16 protein-coding genes are annotated in these 14,885 nt (G+C 65.3%); 5 read left to right on the plus strand and 11 right to left on the minus strand.

Annotation, left to right across the window (positions count from 1 at the left end; genetic code table 11):
* From M3498_19065 to M3498_19080, 4 genes are all read left to right on the plus strand, one after another.
* On the plus strand, positions 1-962 hold a 962-nt coding region (locus M3498_19065), incomplete at its 5' end, for an SPOR domain-containing protein (protein MDQ3461370.1).
* A 10-nt stretch (positions 963-972) separates the two neighbouring features.
* A complete protein-coding gene (locus tag M3498_19070; GenBank protein MDQ3461371.1) occupies positions 973-1,614 on the plus strand; it encodes a redox-sensing transcriptional repressor Rex in 642 nt (213 codons plus the stop codon).
* On the plus strand, positions 1,611-2,225 hold the full coding sequence (locus tag M3498_19075) for a hypothetical protein (protein ID MDQ3461372.1): 615 nt from the start codon (positions 1,611-1,613) through the stop codon (positions 2,223-2,225). The genes M3498_19070 and M3498_19075 overlap by 4 nt, the downstream gene beginning before the upstream one ends.
* Before the next feature lie 112 nt (positions 2,226-2,337).
* Complete coding sequence (locus M3498_19080) at positions 2,338-3,285, plus strand: polyprenyl synthetase family protein (GenBank protein ID MDQ3461373.1); 948 nt, start codon at positions 2,338-2,340, stop codon at positions 3,283-3,285.
* A gap of 51 nt (positions 3,286-3,336) precedes the next feature.
* On the opposite strand, the gene M3498_19085 is transcribed toward M3498_19080, so the two are convergent.
* Positions 3,337-4,833 carry an SDR family oxidoreductase gene (locus tag M3498_19085; GenBank protein MDQ3461374.1) on the minus strand — a complete coding sequence of 499 codons (1,497 nt, stop codon included), beginning with the start codon at positions 4,831-4,833 and terminating at the stop codon, positions 3,337-3,339.
* Between the two features lie 208 nt (positions 4,834-5,041).
* Between M3498_19085 and M3498_19090 the strand changes: the two genes are divergently transcribed.
* Positions 5,042-5,653: a GGDEF domain-containing protein gene (locus M3498_19090; protein ID MDQ3461375.1), complete on the plus strand. Its 612-nt coding sequence runs from the start codon at positions 5,042-5,044 to the stop codon at positions 5,651-5,653.
* An 81-nt stretch (positions 5,654-5,734) separates the two neighbouring features.
* Here M3498_19090 and M3498_19095 read toward each other — a convergent pair whose 3' ends face one another.
* The 10 genes from M3498_19095 to coxB form a co-directional block, all read right to left on the minus strand.
* Positions 5,735-6,088 carry a type II toxin-antitoxin system PemK/MazF family toxin gene (locus M3498_19095; protein MDQ3461376.1) on the minus strand — a complete coding sequence of 118 codons (354 nt, stop codon included), beginning with the start codon at positions 6,086-6,088 and terminating at the stop codon, positions 5,735-5,737.
* Positions 6,082-6,333, minus strand: coding sequence for a hypothetical protein (locus M3498_19100; protein MDQ3461377.1), 252 nt, complete (start codon positions 6,331-6,333; stop codon positions 6,082-6,084). The genes M3498_19095 and M3498_19100 overlap by 7 nt, the downstream gene beginning before the upstream one ends.
* Before the next feature lie 207 nt (positions 6,334-6,540).
* Positions 6,541-6,978 carry a hypothetical protein gene (locus M3498_19105; protein ID MDQ3461378.1) on the minus strand — a complete coding sequence of 146 codons (438 nt, stop codon included), beginning with the start codon at positions 6,976-6,978 and terminating at the stop codon, positions 6,541-6,543.
* A gap of 3 nt (positions 6,979-6,981) precedes the next feature.
* A complete protein-coding gene (locus tag M3498_19110) occupies positions 6,982-7,326 on the minus strand; it encodes a DUF3208 domain-containing protein (GenBank protein ID MDQ3461379.1) in 345 nt (114 codons plus the stop codon).
* A 43-nt stretch (positions 7,327-7,369) separates the two neighbouring features.
* Positions 7,370-7,987, minus strand: a complete 618-nt coding sequence (locus M3498_19115; GenBank protein MDQ3461380.1) for an HAD family phosphatase — start codon at positions 7,985-7,987, stop codon at positions 7,370-7,372.
* Between the two features lie 84 nt (positions 7,988-8,071).
* Positions 8,072-8,887 (minus strand): cytochrome c oxidase assembly protein, encoded by an 816-nt coding sequence (locus M3498_19120; GenBank protein MDQ3461381.1) that lies wholly within the window; start codon positions 8,885-8,887, stop codon positions 8,072-8,074.
* Between the two features lie 4 nt (positions 8,888-8,891).
* Positions 8,892-11,372 carry a c-type cytochrome gene (locus M3498_19125; protein ID MDQ3461382.1) on the minus strand — a complete coding sequence of 827 codons (2,481 nt, stop codon included), beginning with the start codon at positions 11,370-11,372 and terminating at the stop codon, positions 8,892-8,894.
* Between the two features lie 8 nt (positions 11,373-11,380).
* Positions 11,381-11,998 (minus strand): cytochrome c oxidase subunit 3, encoded by a 618-nt coding sequence (locus tag M3498_19130; protein ID MDQ3461383.1) that lies wholly within the window; start codon positions 11,996-11,998, stop codon positions 11,381-11,383.
* Positions 11,995-13,950, minus strand: a complete 1,956-nt coding sequence (gene ctaD, locus M3498_19135) for a cytochrome c oxidase subunit I (GenBank protein ID MDQ3461384.1) — start codon at positions 13,948-13,950, stop codon at positions 11,995-11,997. The genes M3498_19130 and ctaD overlap by 4 nt, the downstream gene beginning before the upstream one ends.
* Positions 13,937-14,885 (minus strand): cytochrome c oxidase subunit II (gene coxB, locus M3498_19140; protein MDQ3461385.1); only part of this gene is annotated, 949 nt, incomplete at its 5' end. The genes coxB and ctaD, both read right to left, overlap by 14 nt.

Raw genomic sequence — 14,885 nt, forward strand, 5'->3', positions numbered from 1 at the left:
CGGGCGAAGAGGCACCGGGCGAAGAGGTACCGGGCGAAGACCAGGCCGGGACGCCCAGCGCCGACGTGGTGATCCCGGTGCCGCCGAGCGCAGGCGCCGACCCCGCGCCGGAAGGACCCGTGGCGACGCCGCTTGACCCCGAGGCTGTCGCGACCGACAACGATACTGCGACCGACGGTGAGACGGCCCTGGCCGACCCGCCCCAGCAGCCCGCGACGACCGTGCCCACCCCGGCACCCCCCTCGGCCGCGCTCACCACCACGACGCCCACCGGAGCCGAACAGACGGGCGCGCCGCTGACCGATGAGGAGACGGCCGTGGTGGACGTGGGCGCGCCCTGGCGCATCCTGGTCGGGACCTTTAGGGTCAGCGACAACGCCGAGCGGCTCGCGGCCGAAATGCGGGCGGAGGACCACCCCGTCTTCATCGCCACGCAGGAGGATCTCAACATGGTGCTGGTCGGACCCTTCGACGATGAGGCGCAGACCCGCGACCTAGCCCAGCAGTTCAGGGACGCCGGGCGCGAGGCTGAAGTCTACCGGGTGAGCGGTGGGGCTGAAACGGCCTCGACGGTCGCGTCCACGGCGGCTGCGCCCGTGACGGAGCCGGTCTCGACCCTGGAGGCGACGGATACGATCGCGCAACCCGAGACCACCCAGCTCGAGACCACCGAACCCGAGGCCACTCAACTCGAGGCCACCACCCCTACAACGGACGCGCAGGCGCCTGCCGCGGGGGGCAGCCGCTACATGCAGGTCGGGGCCTACCGCACCACCGAGAGCGCCGCGCCGCAACGCGAGCTCCTCGAGTCCATGGGCTATGAGGTGACGCCGCTCACGACCGACGGCGGGCTCATCCGTCTGCTGATCGGCCCCTTCAGCCCCGAGGAGGCCGAGAGCGTGCGCTCTCGCCTCGATGCTCAGGGCGTCGAGCACACGCCCGGACCCGCGACGCTCAACTGATGCCGAGCTGATGTCTTCGATTCCCAGCGCCACCATCAGCAGGCTCGTCACCTACCTGCGCATCTTGAGCGGGCTCGAGGCGCAGGGAGTGAGCCGCACCTCGTCCGAACTGCTCGCCGACGAGGCTCAGGTCTCGGCCTTCCAGGTCCGCAAGGACCTGGCCTATTTCGGCCGCTTCGGCACCCGGGGCGCGGGCTACAACGTCCTCACCTTGCGCCGCGAGCTGCGCCGCATCCTGGGCCTCAACCGCCAGTGGAACGTGGCCATCGTCGGCGTGGGCCGTTTGGGCCAGGCGATCGCCCACTACCCCAACTTCGACGCCTACGACTTCGAGCTCAAGGCCTTTTTCGACACCGACCCCGAAAAGATCGGCGGGTCCGTCGCCGGCCTCGAGGTGCTCTCGCCCGAGCACCTGCCCAGGGTAGTCCGCGAAAAGGGCATCGACATCGGCTTCGTGACGGTGCCGCTGGAGGCCGCGCAGGGCGCCGCCGACGCGCTGGTGGCGGCGGGGGTGAGGGGCATCCTCAACTTCGCGCCCACCGTCATCGACGTACCCAAGGACGTTCACGTCGAGCCGGTGGATTTTTTGGCAGGGCTCAAGCGACTGTCGTTTTATATCCTTAATCCTCAACTCAAGGAGGAGTTGGCGTGAAGACGTGGGAGGGACTGCTTCTATTTATAATGCTGGCGCTGCTTACAGGCTGCGGAAGCTTTTCTGTCCTCCAGCAGGCCGATATTGACGTGGAGATTCAGCCAACGCAGATCAACTACACGGTCACTGTTACCGAAGAGGAAGACGACGATGGCAATGTTACCGTCCGATACAACCTCCAGGTCGAGTCAGCCATCTTGCGTGCAAACGCACGTCCAGGTTCTATTGGTGCGGCGCTCACTGGTTATACGGTGGATTACTATTACGGCGACGGCACGCCTGTTCCGTTTCCGCTGAACGCGCGCTTCGCAGGTAGCCTCAATATGCGCGTACCGCCCGGCCTTATCTGTGATGATTTATTTACGGGCGAGGAGGTCTTCCGTGACTGCTCCGTCAACTCACCCGGCGCATCGTTTCAGACCGGACCGATCGCCTTGAGCTCGTCCTTTGTACCCCTTGATCCGGACACGGGCTACACGATGTTTTTTGCTCAGCGCTCAATAGAGGGTTCATACGCCATCATCACCCTAACAGGTGTGGATGCGTTGAACCGCCCCTTCAGCAAGGTGCTCAGTCCTATTACCATCATACAATCCGTTGTCGCTGGTTAGTTTTGGAGTGACTAGAGTGACTAGAAAGCCCCTCGAGCCCTCGAGGGGTTGCTCCTTTGGCTTGCAGCCCGCGCCCACGTCAGCGCGTATACTTTGACGGTGGGGACTACCGTTGTTCAAGCTCGTTGAAACCGAACTGAAGGAATTCGAAACGCGGCTCGAGGCGGAGCTGAAGTCGCCGGTGACCTTTATCGAGGCCATCGGCGAGGACCTGGTGCGTGCGGGCGGCAAGCGTCTCAGGCCGAGCCTCAGCTTTTTGGCCGGGCGGATGCTGGGGGCGGCGCCCGAGAAGGTGATGCGGGTGGCCTTGGCGGTCGAGCTCCTGCACTCGGCCTCGCTCCTTCACGACGATCTGATCGACGACGCTCGAGTGCGCCGGGGCAACGAGGCGGCCTTCCGGCGCTACGGCAACGTGGTCAGCGTGATGTCGGGCGACTTCATGCTGGCGCGGGTTTTGCACCTGCTGTCACGGCTCGACCACGCCGGCTTCACCATGCTCATGTCCGAGACGGCCACGCGCATCTGCGAGGGCGAGGTCTTGCAGTTCGAGGTGGCGAGCCTGGGCAGCTACTCCGAAGCGAACTACCTGAGCATCATCGAGGGCAAGACGGCGGTCTTGATGGTGGCGGCTCTGGAGGGCGTGGCGATGCTGGCGGGCGCGCCGGAGGAGGAGAGGCAGGCGCTGCGCGCCTTTGGCTTTGCTTACGGCCGCGCCTTTCAGATGCAGGACGACTACTTGGACCTGCTGGGCGAGCCCGAGAGGCTGGGCAAGCCGGTCGGCGGCGACCTGCGCGAGGGCAAGGCGACCTATCCTGTGTTGCTGTTGCTCGAGCAGGGTAGTGAAGAGGCGCGCGAGCTTCTCCTGCGGCGCTGCGGCCAAGCCTGCGATGTCGAGAGGATGATCGCGCTGGTCAAGGAGCGCGGCGCCGACGCGGCCACGCGGGCGCGCATCGCCGCGGAGGCGGAGGCGGCACTGGCGGCCCTCGCCGTCTTTCCGGACTCGGAGGCCAAGGGCACCTTGGTGAGGCTGGCCGGGCTCGAGCTGGCGCGGCAGAGCTGAGCTACACGCTGGCCGCCTTATCCTGAAGACCAGGCTCGGGGCCCGCGAAGGCTAGCCTCGAGCGGAGCCTGTTTTCAACCTGTCCTCTCGCTCGGCCCTGGCTTCAAGCGCCTCGGCCCGGGTGACGATGGCGCGGATCATCGCCGAGAAGAGGAAGAGGTGAACGGGATAGAGCGCCCACCAGTAGAGAAAGCCAAACAGGCCCTTGGGCTCGAAAAAGGCGGTCTGCACGACCGCCGAGCCGCCGCCGTCGCAGGGCCGCAGGTCGAAGCGCAGCCAGGCCCGGCCGGGCACCTTCATCTCGGCACGGAGTTGCAGGTGACGGTTCTCCGCTAGGCTCTCGACCCGCCAGAAGTCCACGCTGTCGCCGGGCAGGAGCGTATCGGGGTCGCGGCGGCCGCGCCGCATGCCGACGCCGCCCCAGAGCAGATCCAGGAGGCCGCGCAGGCGCCAGGCCCAGTTGAAGGTGAAGTAGCCGCGGGCGCCGCCGATGCCCAAGACGACGCGGTAGACCGCCTCCGGCTCGGCGTCCGTTTGCAAGCTGCGCTTCTCGACCAGCATGCCCTCGGTGTCTTGCAGCTTGACCCCCGGCGGCGTGCCCCTGGGCACCGCCGAAAGAGGCGCGCTCCAGAGCGTCTCGACCGCGCCCTGACTGGTCCGGTCGAGGGCGAGCTTGAGGGCCGCCGCGTAAGGAATGGGCGCAACGGGATAGGCCCTGGCGGGCTCGGGGTCGCGGACGACGACCTCGCTGCCCAGACCCCGGATGAGCGGCCGGGCGATCGAGGCGGGAATCGGCGTGATCAGGTTGACCCAGTAGGACGACAGGCGCGGCGATAGGACCGGCACCGGGATCATGGTGCGCGTCAGGCCGCGCGCGGCGGCGTAGCCAAACATCATCTCGCGGTAGCTGAACACGTCCGGCCCGCCGATCTCGACGACCTTGTGGCCTTTGGGTGGCCGCTCTATGGCGTGCTCGAGATAGGAGAGCACGTCGCGCACGGCGATGGGCTGGACCCGGGTGCCGACCCATTTAGGAGTGATCATGACCGGCAGGCGCTCGGTCAGGTAGCGGATCATCTCAAAGGACAGGCTGCCCGAGCCGACGATGATGGCGGCGCGGAACTCGGTGGTGGGAATCCCGGTAGAGGCGAGGCTACGGCCCGTTTCCTGGCGAGACTCGAGGTGGCTCGACATCTCCCCTTCGTTGCCGAGCCCGCCCAGGTAGACGATGTGCCTCACCTCCGCCTCACGCGCCGCTTGGGCAAAGTTCAAGGCGGCGCGGCGGTCGCGGTCCTCGAAGCCCCTGGCCGAGGCGCCCATCGAGTGAATCAAGTAGTAGGCGGTATCTATGCCCTCGAGCGCCGCCGGCAGCGTCGCGGGCTCGAGCACGTCGCCTTGAACGACCTCAACACGCTCCACCCAGGCCTTGCCCTGGAGATGCTCCTTGTCGCGGGCCAAACAGCGGATCTCGCGCCCGTTCTCCAAGAGCCGCGCCACCAGCCGCCCGCCGATATAACCCGTCGCCCCCGTTACCAGAATCTTGTTCATGCTTGGCGCCCCTTCTGCGTTTGCCGTCCTTCTTTTGCCGTCCTTCTTTTGCCGTCCCTCGTATAGTGTCCCTCATCGTGAGAAAGAACACGCGGATCCAGCACGCTATTGTGGCAGTGACGGCGTTTGCCGTAGGGATACATTTTAAGCTATATATTGACATATATACGTAAGCTATATATACTGTATTGCGATAGAGGAGGAAGACATGACCGAATTGAAGCTGCTCAACCGGGCGGAGTTCGACGAGCATCTTGCCGCCCTGCCCGAGAACCAGCCGCTCAGCCTGGCGCTCATCGACCTCGACCACTTCCAGGAGGTCAACGAGTCCCACGGCCAGGCCGTCGGCGACGAGATTTTGCGGGGCGTCGAGCGCATCCTCACCCGCAGCCTGCCCGCTGAGGCCATCGTCGCGCGCATCGGCGGCGACGAGTACGCGGCGGCCCTGCCCGACATGCCCGCCGAGAGCGCGCTCATCTTGCTCGAGGAGGTCCGCGGCCACTTCTCTTCGCGCGAAGCCTCGCCCAGCCTGCCCCGGAAGATGACGCTCTCGGTGGGCATCGCCGGCCGGCCGCCCCACGCCAAGACCTTGGAGGAACTCTTTCGCGCCGCCGACGAGGCCCTCTACCGGGCCAAGAGCGAAGGGCGCGGGCGGACCGCCATCTACGTCGAGTCCAAGATGACCTTAAAGAGCAACTACTATCCCAAAGCCGGCCTGGAGCGCCTCGCCAAGCTCTCCAACGCCCTGAACCGCACCGAGGCCAGCCTCCTGCGCGAGGCGCTCGACAGCCTCTTGGGCAAGTACAGCGAGGAGCTGTGACACGCGCCCCGCTCCACCCGCCACTACCCAGTTCGTGCGGCGGTTTTACCACGGGATCAGCCTCTGAGCGCTTCGGTGGGATCAAGCGTCTCGCGGCTCCGTGAGCAGCCTGACGCCGTCTAAAACCTCGCGCACGCGCTCGGCCGAAAGCCTGCCCATCCTTTCGTCCAGTTGCCCCTTGTCCACGGTGAAGATGTGCGACACGTTGACGACGCTCCGCTTGGAAAGCCCGGCCTCCCTTGGCTCGAGCAGAACGTTTCCCGGCGCAGTGGCGCGCTTTAGGTTGGAGGTCAGGGCGCAGACCACCACCGTGTTGATGCGGCTCCGGTTGAAGACGTTGTTTTGAATGACGACGTGGGGATGACGGAAACCGGGTTCCGAAGCCGAGGGTTCAGCGAGGCTGATCCAAAAGACATCGCCCTGCCGGACTACCATTCGCCTTCTACGAGCTGCTGGTGCCGGCGGCGCATGTGATGGCGGAGCCGTTCTTCAACCGGATCCTCGTCGCGGTAGGCTTCGTCGAGGCGCTCGAGCAGCTTCTGGCTCTGCCGGCGTTCGATAAAGGCTTCCAGCGCCAGTGCAAAAACCTGACTGCGGGAGACCTTCATCTCCGCGGCCAGAGTCTCAGCCTGCTCAAAGAGCGATTCTCGGAGTGAGATAGCGGTTTTGACGGTTGCCATGCTGCTGGACCCTTTCTGCTGTCAGGTTTTATACCACAGGTTTTATACCAACGGTATAATCACAGCGTATAAGTACAGGGTAACAGCCGTCAATCTTTCACAAAGCCTTATGTGAAACCAACCTGGCGGGCGCCATGCTCGAGCAGTTGGGTCGCCCCGAGAAGAGGGCAACACTGTACGGCAGCCGTCGGCTATGACGGCCGGCGCCTAGGACGGCTGGCGCCGCAGCCTGAGGCCGTGGGCCAGGTCGAACAGCAGCAGGAAGCCGCCCTGCACCGTGACGCCCCAGCCGTTGCCCCTGGCGAAGGCGTCGTCTTGGCCCAGGGTGACGACCAGCAGCAGGCCGACCGCGACGTAGAGCAGGTCCAGTCCGGCACTACCAAGGAGCAGCCTGCGCAGCTTGCGGCTCTCCGCCTCGAGCACTTCGGGCGCGTGCGGGTCTTTCAGCTCCGCCAGCCTGCGGCGCAGCCTGCGCTGGGCGACGAGAGCGATGGCGCCGTCGATGACGCCCCAGACGACCGCTTGCAGGCCGAAGCCGCGCCAGAAGCCGGGGATGGTCAGCATGGCGACGCCCAGGCCGACGCTGAGCCCGCTCCACATGAGCAGCTGCCAGGCGATGAGCAGCTGGCGCGCCCACGGGCTCACGCGCTAGTCCTCGATGGGGGTCAGGTTGCGGAGATCGCCGAAGATCTGCCAGCCGACCGACCCAGGCGTCGCCTCGAGCCTCTGGCCGATAAGCTCCTCGAGCCAGGGCAGCATCGCCTTGGGGTCGTCGCCTTGCTGAACGTCCAGCTTGACCACGGTGAACTGGTAGATGCGCTGGCTGGCGGCGAGGGTGCCGTCGTCGAAAAAGGTAAAGGGCGGGGTGATGGTGTCCCAGATGAGATAGATGTCCTCGCCGAGGGTTTCGGGAAGGTAATCGCCCAACTCGATGCTCGCCTCTTGCGGATGCCAGATATAGCCCTGCAGGAGTTTGATGGCGCTGTCGTTCATGCCTTGTCGTTCATGCTAAATCTTTCATGCTAAATCTTTCATGCTAGCGCCTGCCGAGCGCGAGCTCGGGCAGGCAGGCGTCCCATGCTTGGCGGAAGCCCCTGAAGTGCTCGAGCAGGATGCCCCTGTAGCCCAGCTTCCGGCAGGCCTCGATGTTGCCCACGTTGTCGTCCACAAAGATCGTCGCCTCGGGTGGAACGCCGAGCGCCGCGCTCAGGGCGGCAAAGGCCCTGGGGTCGGGCTTGCGCACGGCGATCTCGTTGGAGAAGACGAAGTGCTCGATGCGGCTATAGCGCGGATCGCCCCGCACCGCGTCGCAGAGGACGGGCACGTTGTTGGAGAGCATGCCGACGGTGTAATGTTCAGGAATGCTGGCGAGGACCTCGAACATGGCCGCGCGCTCCCTCACCGACCCCAAAAAGGTCGCTCTAAAGGTTTCAAAGGGCAAGGTCAGGCCGGAGCGCTCGAGAAACCGTTGGTGAAACGCCGCCATGCTAAAGGCGCCCACCTCGAAGGCTTCCATCAGGGGAAAGTAGCTCTTGGCGATCTCGTCTTCCTTGACCCCAAACGCCCGCGCCAGGTTGCGCACCGCGCCCCCGTCGAAGGTGCCCTCGGTAAAGATGCCGCCCCAGTCAAAGGCGATAGCCTTGATCTCAGTCATCGGCCTCATTATACCGGTCTCTTGATTATACCGGTCTCTTGGGCGGGGCTCGCCGGACGGGCGGCGGGCGTTTCTTTGCAGGGGTCAGACCTCGACCTGCCTTGCCGTCTGCCGTGCGGGCAGGCGCGCCCTTGCTTCGGAGACCTGATACCAGCGAAAGAACACCACGGTAAAGACGGTGGTCAGAACGATCATGCCGCAGAGGCTCATGATCACGCCGCCGAGCTGCTGGTCGGCGAGCGGGCTGATGTCGAAGACCCGGGGTGCCAGCGCGTAGCTCGGATAGAGCAGGCTGGGCGAGAAGGTGATGAAGCCGACGATGGGCAACTGCGTCACCGACAGGCCGAAGATGTAGATGAGCTGGCCGCCGTGGTGCAGGCGCCGCAGCTGCGGGGTGGGGCTGAGGAGCGGCCACCACATGAGGATGCCGGCCAGGAGAAAGGAGAGGTGCTCGAGGTTGTGGACCAGCCTCGAGGTCAGGGTGGCTTCGTAGAAGGCGGGCATGTGCCAGAAGACCAGGACCACGTTGAAGACGACCAGGGCGATGACCGGCTTGGTGAGCAGGCGCGCCAGCCAGAAGAGGCGCACGCCGCGCAGGAGCGGATAGAGCAGCCAGGGCGGAATGCCGTTTAGCAAGAGCGGCGGCACCAGGTAGATGAGGAGCATGTGCTGGGCCATGTGGGCGCTGAAGAGAAAGGTGCTGCCAAGCAGATCCAGCGGCGACCCCAGGGCCAGATAGAGGGCGACGAGGCCCAGGACAAAGTAGAGGCTGTGGGTTTTGGGGAAGGACTTGGCGGGCGCGTGATGGGCGCGCAGCGGGCCGACCATCACAAAGTAGCCGAGGGCGGTGGCCAGCAAGCCGGCGATGAGCGGGGGTTCCAAGTGCCAGGACCAGATCATGTCGTCAAGGGTTGAAGGCTGCGACCTGCGCCTCGGTGACCAGGCCGGCGGCGTTGTCGAAGCCCTGGCGGAGGTAGCTCAAGACGGCGGCCAGTTCGCGGTCGCTGAGCACGATGAGGCTGGGCATGTCGCCATGACCGGAGTGGGGAACCCCCGCCAGCGTGCTCACCTCACCCTGCACGACCGGGTTGTCGCGCAGCGAAGCGATGCCGGCGCGGCCCTGGCCGTCCGGCAGGTGGCAGCGCACGCAGGCCGCGCTGTAGAGGTGTTGACCCTGAGCGAGCAAGCTGTGGGCCTCGTCGGCGCTGAGTCCCACCGCGGCCAGATCGGCGGCTGGAGGGGGTTCGCTTGCCTCCGCCGGCTCGAGGACGCCCGTATCGTCGGTCAGGAGGGGGTCGCTTGGGGTAGGTACTGGAGCCGCGGCGGCGGGTGCGTCCGCGGGGGCGGTCTCTGGCGCGGGAACCGTGGGGAAGACGCCCAGAGGGGCATCCTCCCTATCTTCAGGATCCCCGTCTTCAGGATCCCCGTCTTCAGGAGTCCCTTCGGGTTCGGGCACTTCGGGAGGCGCGCTGCGCATGAGCACGCGGTCCGCCTCCCGTACGGGCGCGGTGACGCCTGGTTCGGGCGGCGCCCGCCTGAAGATGACGGCGGCATCCTGGATGACCGTGAGCGTCTCGGGCACGTCCGCCGCAGTCTCCTCCACCGCAGTCTCCTCCACAACCTGAGGATCGACGGGAACGAGGACGCCCACCGGCTCGGCAGGCGCCTCCGCCTCGGTGGGAGCCGCGGGAGTGGGGGGTGCGGGAGTGGGGATCGGCGCTGCCGGGGCGGGAACCGCCGGGGCTAGCGCGGGCTCGGTGGGCGCCGGCACCGCGATCGTCTCCTCAGCCGTGCGCACGTCGATACCCGTCAGCCCTTCGCGCACCCTGAGCGCCGTGCTGTAGACGTTGCCGTCGGCGTCTTGAACGGTGATGGTGATGGTGTCGCTGCCCTGCAACTCGTCCGGGCTCAAGGTCAGGGTGTGGACGCCGGCCTCGAGCCTTCCCACCGGCTCGGCAGGTGCCTCGGGTGCCTCGACCTCCTCTTCGGCAACGGGTTCTTCGACAACGGGCTCGGTAGCCGCCTCAGCCTCCTCTTCGGCCTCGGGTATGACCAGTTCTTGCCGCTGCGCATGAACGTCCTGCGGGCTCAGGCCCAGGTCGCGCTCGGCGGCGATCTCCTGCGGCTCGTAGTCGTTCCAGTCCTCGGGCAACAGGACGTCGTTGCCCCAGGCGGTCAGCGTGTGGTTGATGGCGGCGGCGATGTCCTCGTCGGAGAGTTGCGGCCAAGCCGGCATGACGCCGTTGTAGAGCTGGCCCTCGACCTCGATCTCGCCCTGTAGGCCGTAGAGGAGGACGTGGCTCAGGTAGGTCCTGCCGCCCTCGGCCCTGTACAGGTCGGGGCTGTGGCCGACCAAGGGCGGGAAGGCGCCGGGGACGCCCTGGCCGCCCGGCTGGTGGCAGCTCGCGCAGTTGGCGTTGTAGACCTGCTCGCCTAACTCCTGCCAGTCCCAGCTGGCGGTGATGTCGGCCGGCGCCGTAGCTACGGCTTCGGCGGTCACGGCGCCGACGGAATCCTCCGCGACGCGGTCGACGTCGAGCTCGGTGGCCTCCTCGAGCGCCACCTCCTCGCTGATCTCGATGATCTGGATCTCCTGCCGCTGCGCGTGGACGTCCTGGGGGCTCAAGCCCAGGTCGCGCTCGGCCTCGACCTCCTCGGCGCTGTAGGCCTCGAAGTCCGCGGGGAGAAGCTGGCCGTTGCCCCAGGCCGAGATGATGTAGTTCATCACGTCGCGGATCTCCTCATCGGAGAGCTGGCTCCAAGGGGGCATGACGCCGTTGTAGGGGCGGCCGAGCACCTCGATCTCGCCCTGCAGGCCGTAGAGGAGCACGTGGCTGAGGTACTCACGGCCGCCTGCGGAAAGGACGATGGCAGGGGCGTGGACGGTGAGCTGCGGGAAGGCGCCGGGAACGCCTTCGCCGTTCGCCTGGTGACAGCTTGCGCAGTTGGCCAGGTAGACCGCCTCGCCGTCGCCGGGGTCTACGGCGACGGGCACGACGCGGTCGTCGTGGGGTACCGTGGCCGTGGCCGTCGCCGTGATGAGGCCGGCTCGAGCCTCGAGCGCCTGTTGGTCGGGCTGGAAGAACTCGAAGATCACCAGCATCGCCGCCAGCGTCCCCACCCCGATGATGAGGCCGCTCATAAAGAGCCCCGAGAGGAGGCGGTTGTCGTACTTGAGATGCATGAAGAACATGATGACCATCATGAACTTGGCGATCGACAGCGTGTAGAGCCAGAAGAGGATGGCGCCCGACGAGAGAAAGGTCGGCGGAAACTCGACGATGTAGTACTCGGTGTAGGTGATCCCCGCCAGGATGACGGCAATAAGAATGTAGGTCTTGACGCTGGGATGATGCTGGGTGGTGTCTTTGGCTGCTTGGCTCATGTTGGTCCTTAGACGAACTCGATGAGGTAGACCACGGTGAAGATGACGATCCAGACGATGTCGACGAAGTGCCAGTAGAGCGCGGCCACGTCGAGGTCGAGCGCGTTCTTGCTGGTCATGGGCCTCACGAAGGACGTGATCAGGAAGGACGTGAGCCAGAGAATGCCGATGGCCACGTGAACGCCGTGCGTCCCGGTCAGGGTGAAGAAGGTGCTGCCGAAGAGGTTTTGCTGTAAGGTCAGCCCCTCGTGGACGAAGTGGATAAACTCATAGGCCTGAAAGCCCAGGAAGATGAGGCCGAAAAAGCACACCCCCGCCGTCCACAGCCGAAACTTGGGGATGTTGTCCTTCTGCAAGGCGTCGAGGCCCAAGACCATCAGAAAGGAGCTCATCAGCAGGACGAAGGTGCTCAGCGTGGTCAGCGGGATGTCCAAGATTTCGGTGGGAAAGGGTCCCACCAGGCTGCGGCCGCTGTAGACGAGATAGGTGGCGATGAGCGCCCCGAAGAACATGCAGTCCGAGGCCAAAAAGGCCCACATCAGCATCTTCTTGTCGGGAACCGTGGTGCTGCGGTGCTCCTCGGGATGGTGCTCCTGGGCGGACTGGCTGACGGTGGGGATGCTCATGCGGGTTCCTTGGGCTGGATATGGCCGCCGCCCACGCCCTCAAAGGCCCAGGCGTAGAGCGACGCGATAAAGGCCAGGCCGCCGATCACGGCGACGGGCAGGCTGGTGTAGACGACGCCGTAGCCGAAGGTCATCAGGCTCACCGAGGCGAAGAGCGGGTACCAGGACTGGCCGGGCATATGGAAGCCGTGCGACTTGTCGCCCGTCTTGGGCACGCTCTCGTCCTTCATGGGCAGGCCCGGCCACATCACCGCCTGGTCGCCCTCGCCCGTGGATTCTTGCTGCGTGGGTCCCAGACGGTCGTCGGGCTGCTCCTCGGGGTACTTCTTCACCCAGAAGTCCTCGCGGTCATGCACCTCGGGAAGCTCGGCGAAGTTGTAGACGGGTGGCGGCGAGGGAATCGTCCACTCGAGCGTGCGCCCGTCCCAGGGGTCGGCGGAGGCCTTTTTCCCCCTCATGAGGCCGTGCGCCAGGTTGTAGAGAAAGAGCGCGACGCCCGCGGCCAGGACAAAGGCCCCGACGGTCGAGACCATGTTCCAGAGGTTCCAGCCCATGTTGTCGGCGTAGGTGTAGACGCGTCGGTTCATGCCCGCCAGACCCAGGTAGTGCATGGGGAAGAAGGCCACGTTGAAGCCGATCAGCATCAGCCAGAAGACCCACCTGCCGATAGCTTCGTTCATCAGCCTGCCGGTCACCTTGGGAAACCAGAAGTAGAGGCCCGCGAAGAGGCCGAAGAGGCTGCCGCCGATCAACACGTAGTGTAAGTGCGCCACCACGAAATAGGTATCGGTGTGCTGGGCGTTATGCGGTACCGCCGCGTGCATCACCCCGGAGATGCCGCCGATGGTGAAGTTGGAGATCAGCCCGACGGCAAAGAGCATGGCGGTGGTAAAGCGCAGCTGCCCGCCCCACATGGTGCCCAGCCAGTTGAAGATCTTGACCCCGGTGGGAATGGCGATGGCCATGGTGGTCAGCGCAAAGGCGGTGTTGGCGACCGGTCCCAGGCCCGTCACGAACATGTGGTGGCTCCACACCGTAAAGCCCTGGAAGCCGATCAGGATGCCCGCGAAAACCATCACCGCGTAGCCGAAGAGCGGCTTGCGCGAAAAGGTCGGGACCACTTCGGAGATGATCCCAAAGGCGGGCAGGATCAGAATATAGACCTCGGGGTGGCCGAAGATCCAGAAGAGGTGCTGCCACATGATCGGCAAACCGCCGCCCTCGGGGTTGAAAAAGAGGGTGCCGAAGGTGCGGTCCATGGTCAGCTGAAAGAGCGCGATGGTGATGGCGGGAAAGGCCAGGATGACCAGAAACTGCACCACCAGGGTCATCCACACGAACAGCGGCATGCGCATCATGGTCATGCCGGGGGCGCGCATGTTGATGATGGTGACGATGAAGTTGAAGCCGGCGACCAGGGAGGCGATGCCCAGGATCTGCAGGCCGATAATCCAGAAGTCGATGCCGTTGCCGGCATTGTACTCCAGCAGGGTCATGGGCGCGTAGCCGAACCAGCCGGCGTTGGGCGCGCCGCCAAGAAACCAGCTCGAGTTCAGCAGGATGCCGCCGCACAAAAAGGTCCAGAAGCTGAACGAGTTGAGGCGCGGAAAGGCTACGTCGCGCGCGCCGATCATGAGCGGCACCAGAAAGTTGAAAAAGGCCGCCGAGAGCGGCATGATGCCCAAAAAGATCATGGTGGTGCCGTGCATGGTGAAGAGCTGGTTGTAGAGCTCGGGCCCGACCAGGGTCCCTTCGGGCGTGGAGAGCTGCAGGCGCATGAGCAGCGCCTCCAAGCCGCCGAAGAGAAAGAAGAAGAAGCCCGCCAAAAAGTAGAGAATGCCGATGCGCTTGTGGTCCACGGTGGTGAGCCAGCTCGCCAGCCCCGTTTCCGAGGTGGGCCGCCTGAACCAGCCGCCGGCGCGCGGTCTGGCTACCCGACTACCTACTGCCATCAGTTCCTCCCATAACCGCGCTCTCATCAGCCACGCTCTCCTCGCGGCCCAAACCGTGCAGGTAGGCGACCAGAGCCGAAATATCCTCTTCGCTCAACTGAAGGTTGGGCATGTGATTGTCCGGTTTGACCGCCTGGGGGTCCCTGAGCCAGGCCGCCAGGTTTTCGGGGCTGTTGGCGACGATGCCCGCGGCGAGCGTGGTGCGCTGGCCGAAGTTGGTCAGGTTGGGGCCGATGATTCCCTGGGCGACCGTGCCGGCGATGGCGTGACACTGCACGCAGCCGCGCTGCAAGAAGAGCTGCGAACCCTGCTCGGTGAGGGCGCCCGCGGGCGCGTCGGCAGCCTCTTCCGCCGCCTGGAAAGCGGCGACCCAGGTGCTGAAGTCGTCCTCGCTCTGGGCGATGAGGCGCAGCCGCATCTGCGCGTGCGCGCCCAGGCAGAACTCCGAGCAGTGGCCGTGGTAGATGCCGGGCACGTCGGCGCTGAACCAGAGGTGGTTGTCCTGGTTGGGGATGAGGTCGCGCTTGCCGGCCATGGCGGGCACCCAAAAGGAGTGCAGCACATCGCCGGAACGGAGGTTGAAGTTGACGGTGCGCCCGACCGGGATGTGCACCTCGTTGGCGGTGGTGATGCCCAGCTCGGGGTACTCAAAGGCCCACCACCACTGGTAGCCGATCACGTTGATCTGCAGGGCGTCCTCGCCCTGCACCCTGACCTCGCTGGCCCAGATGCCGCGCACGGTGGGGATGCCGATGATGATCATCAAGATCACCGGGATAAAGGTCCAGGCCAGCTCGAGCCTGACGTCGCCGTGCACCTGCTTGGGCAGGCCCGCGGCCCTGTCGCCGGGTTTGATGCGAAAGCGGTAGACGATATAGAGCAAAATACCCAGCACCAGCACATAGATGCCCACGCCGAAGGTGGTGGTCAGCCAG

The sequence above is a fragment of the Deinococcota bacterium genome (genome assembly GCA_030858465.1).
Classification (GTDB): domain Bacteria; phylum Deinococcota; class Deinococci; order Deinococcales; family Trueperaceae; genus JALZLY01.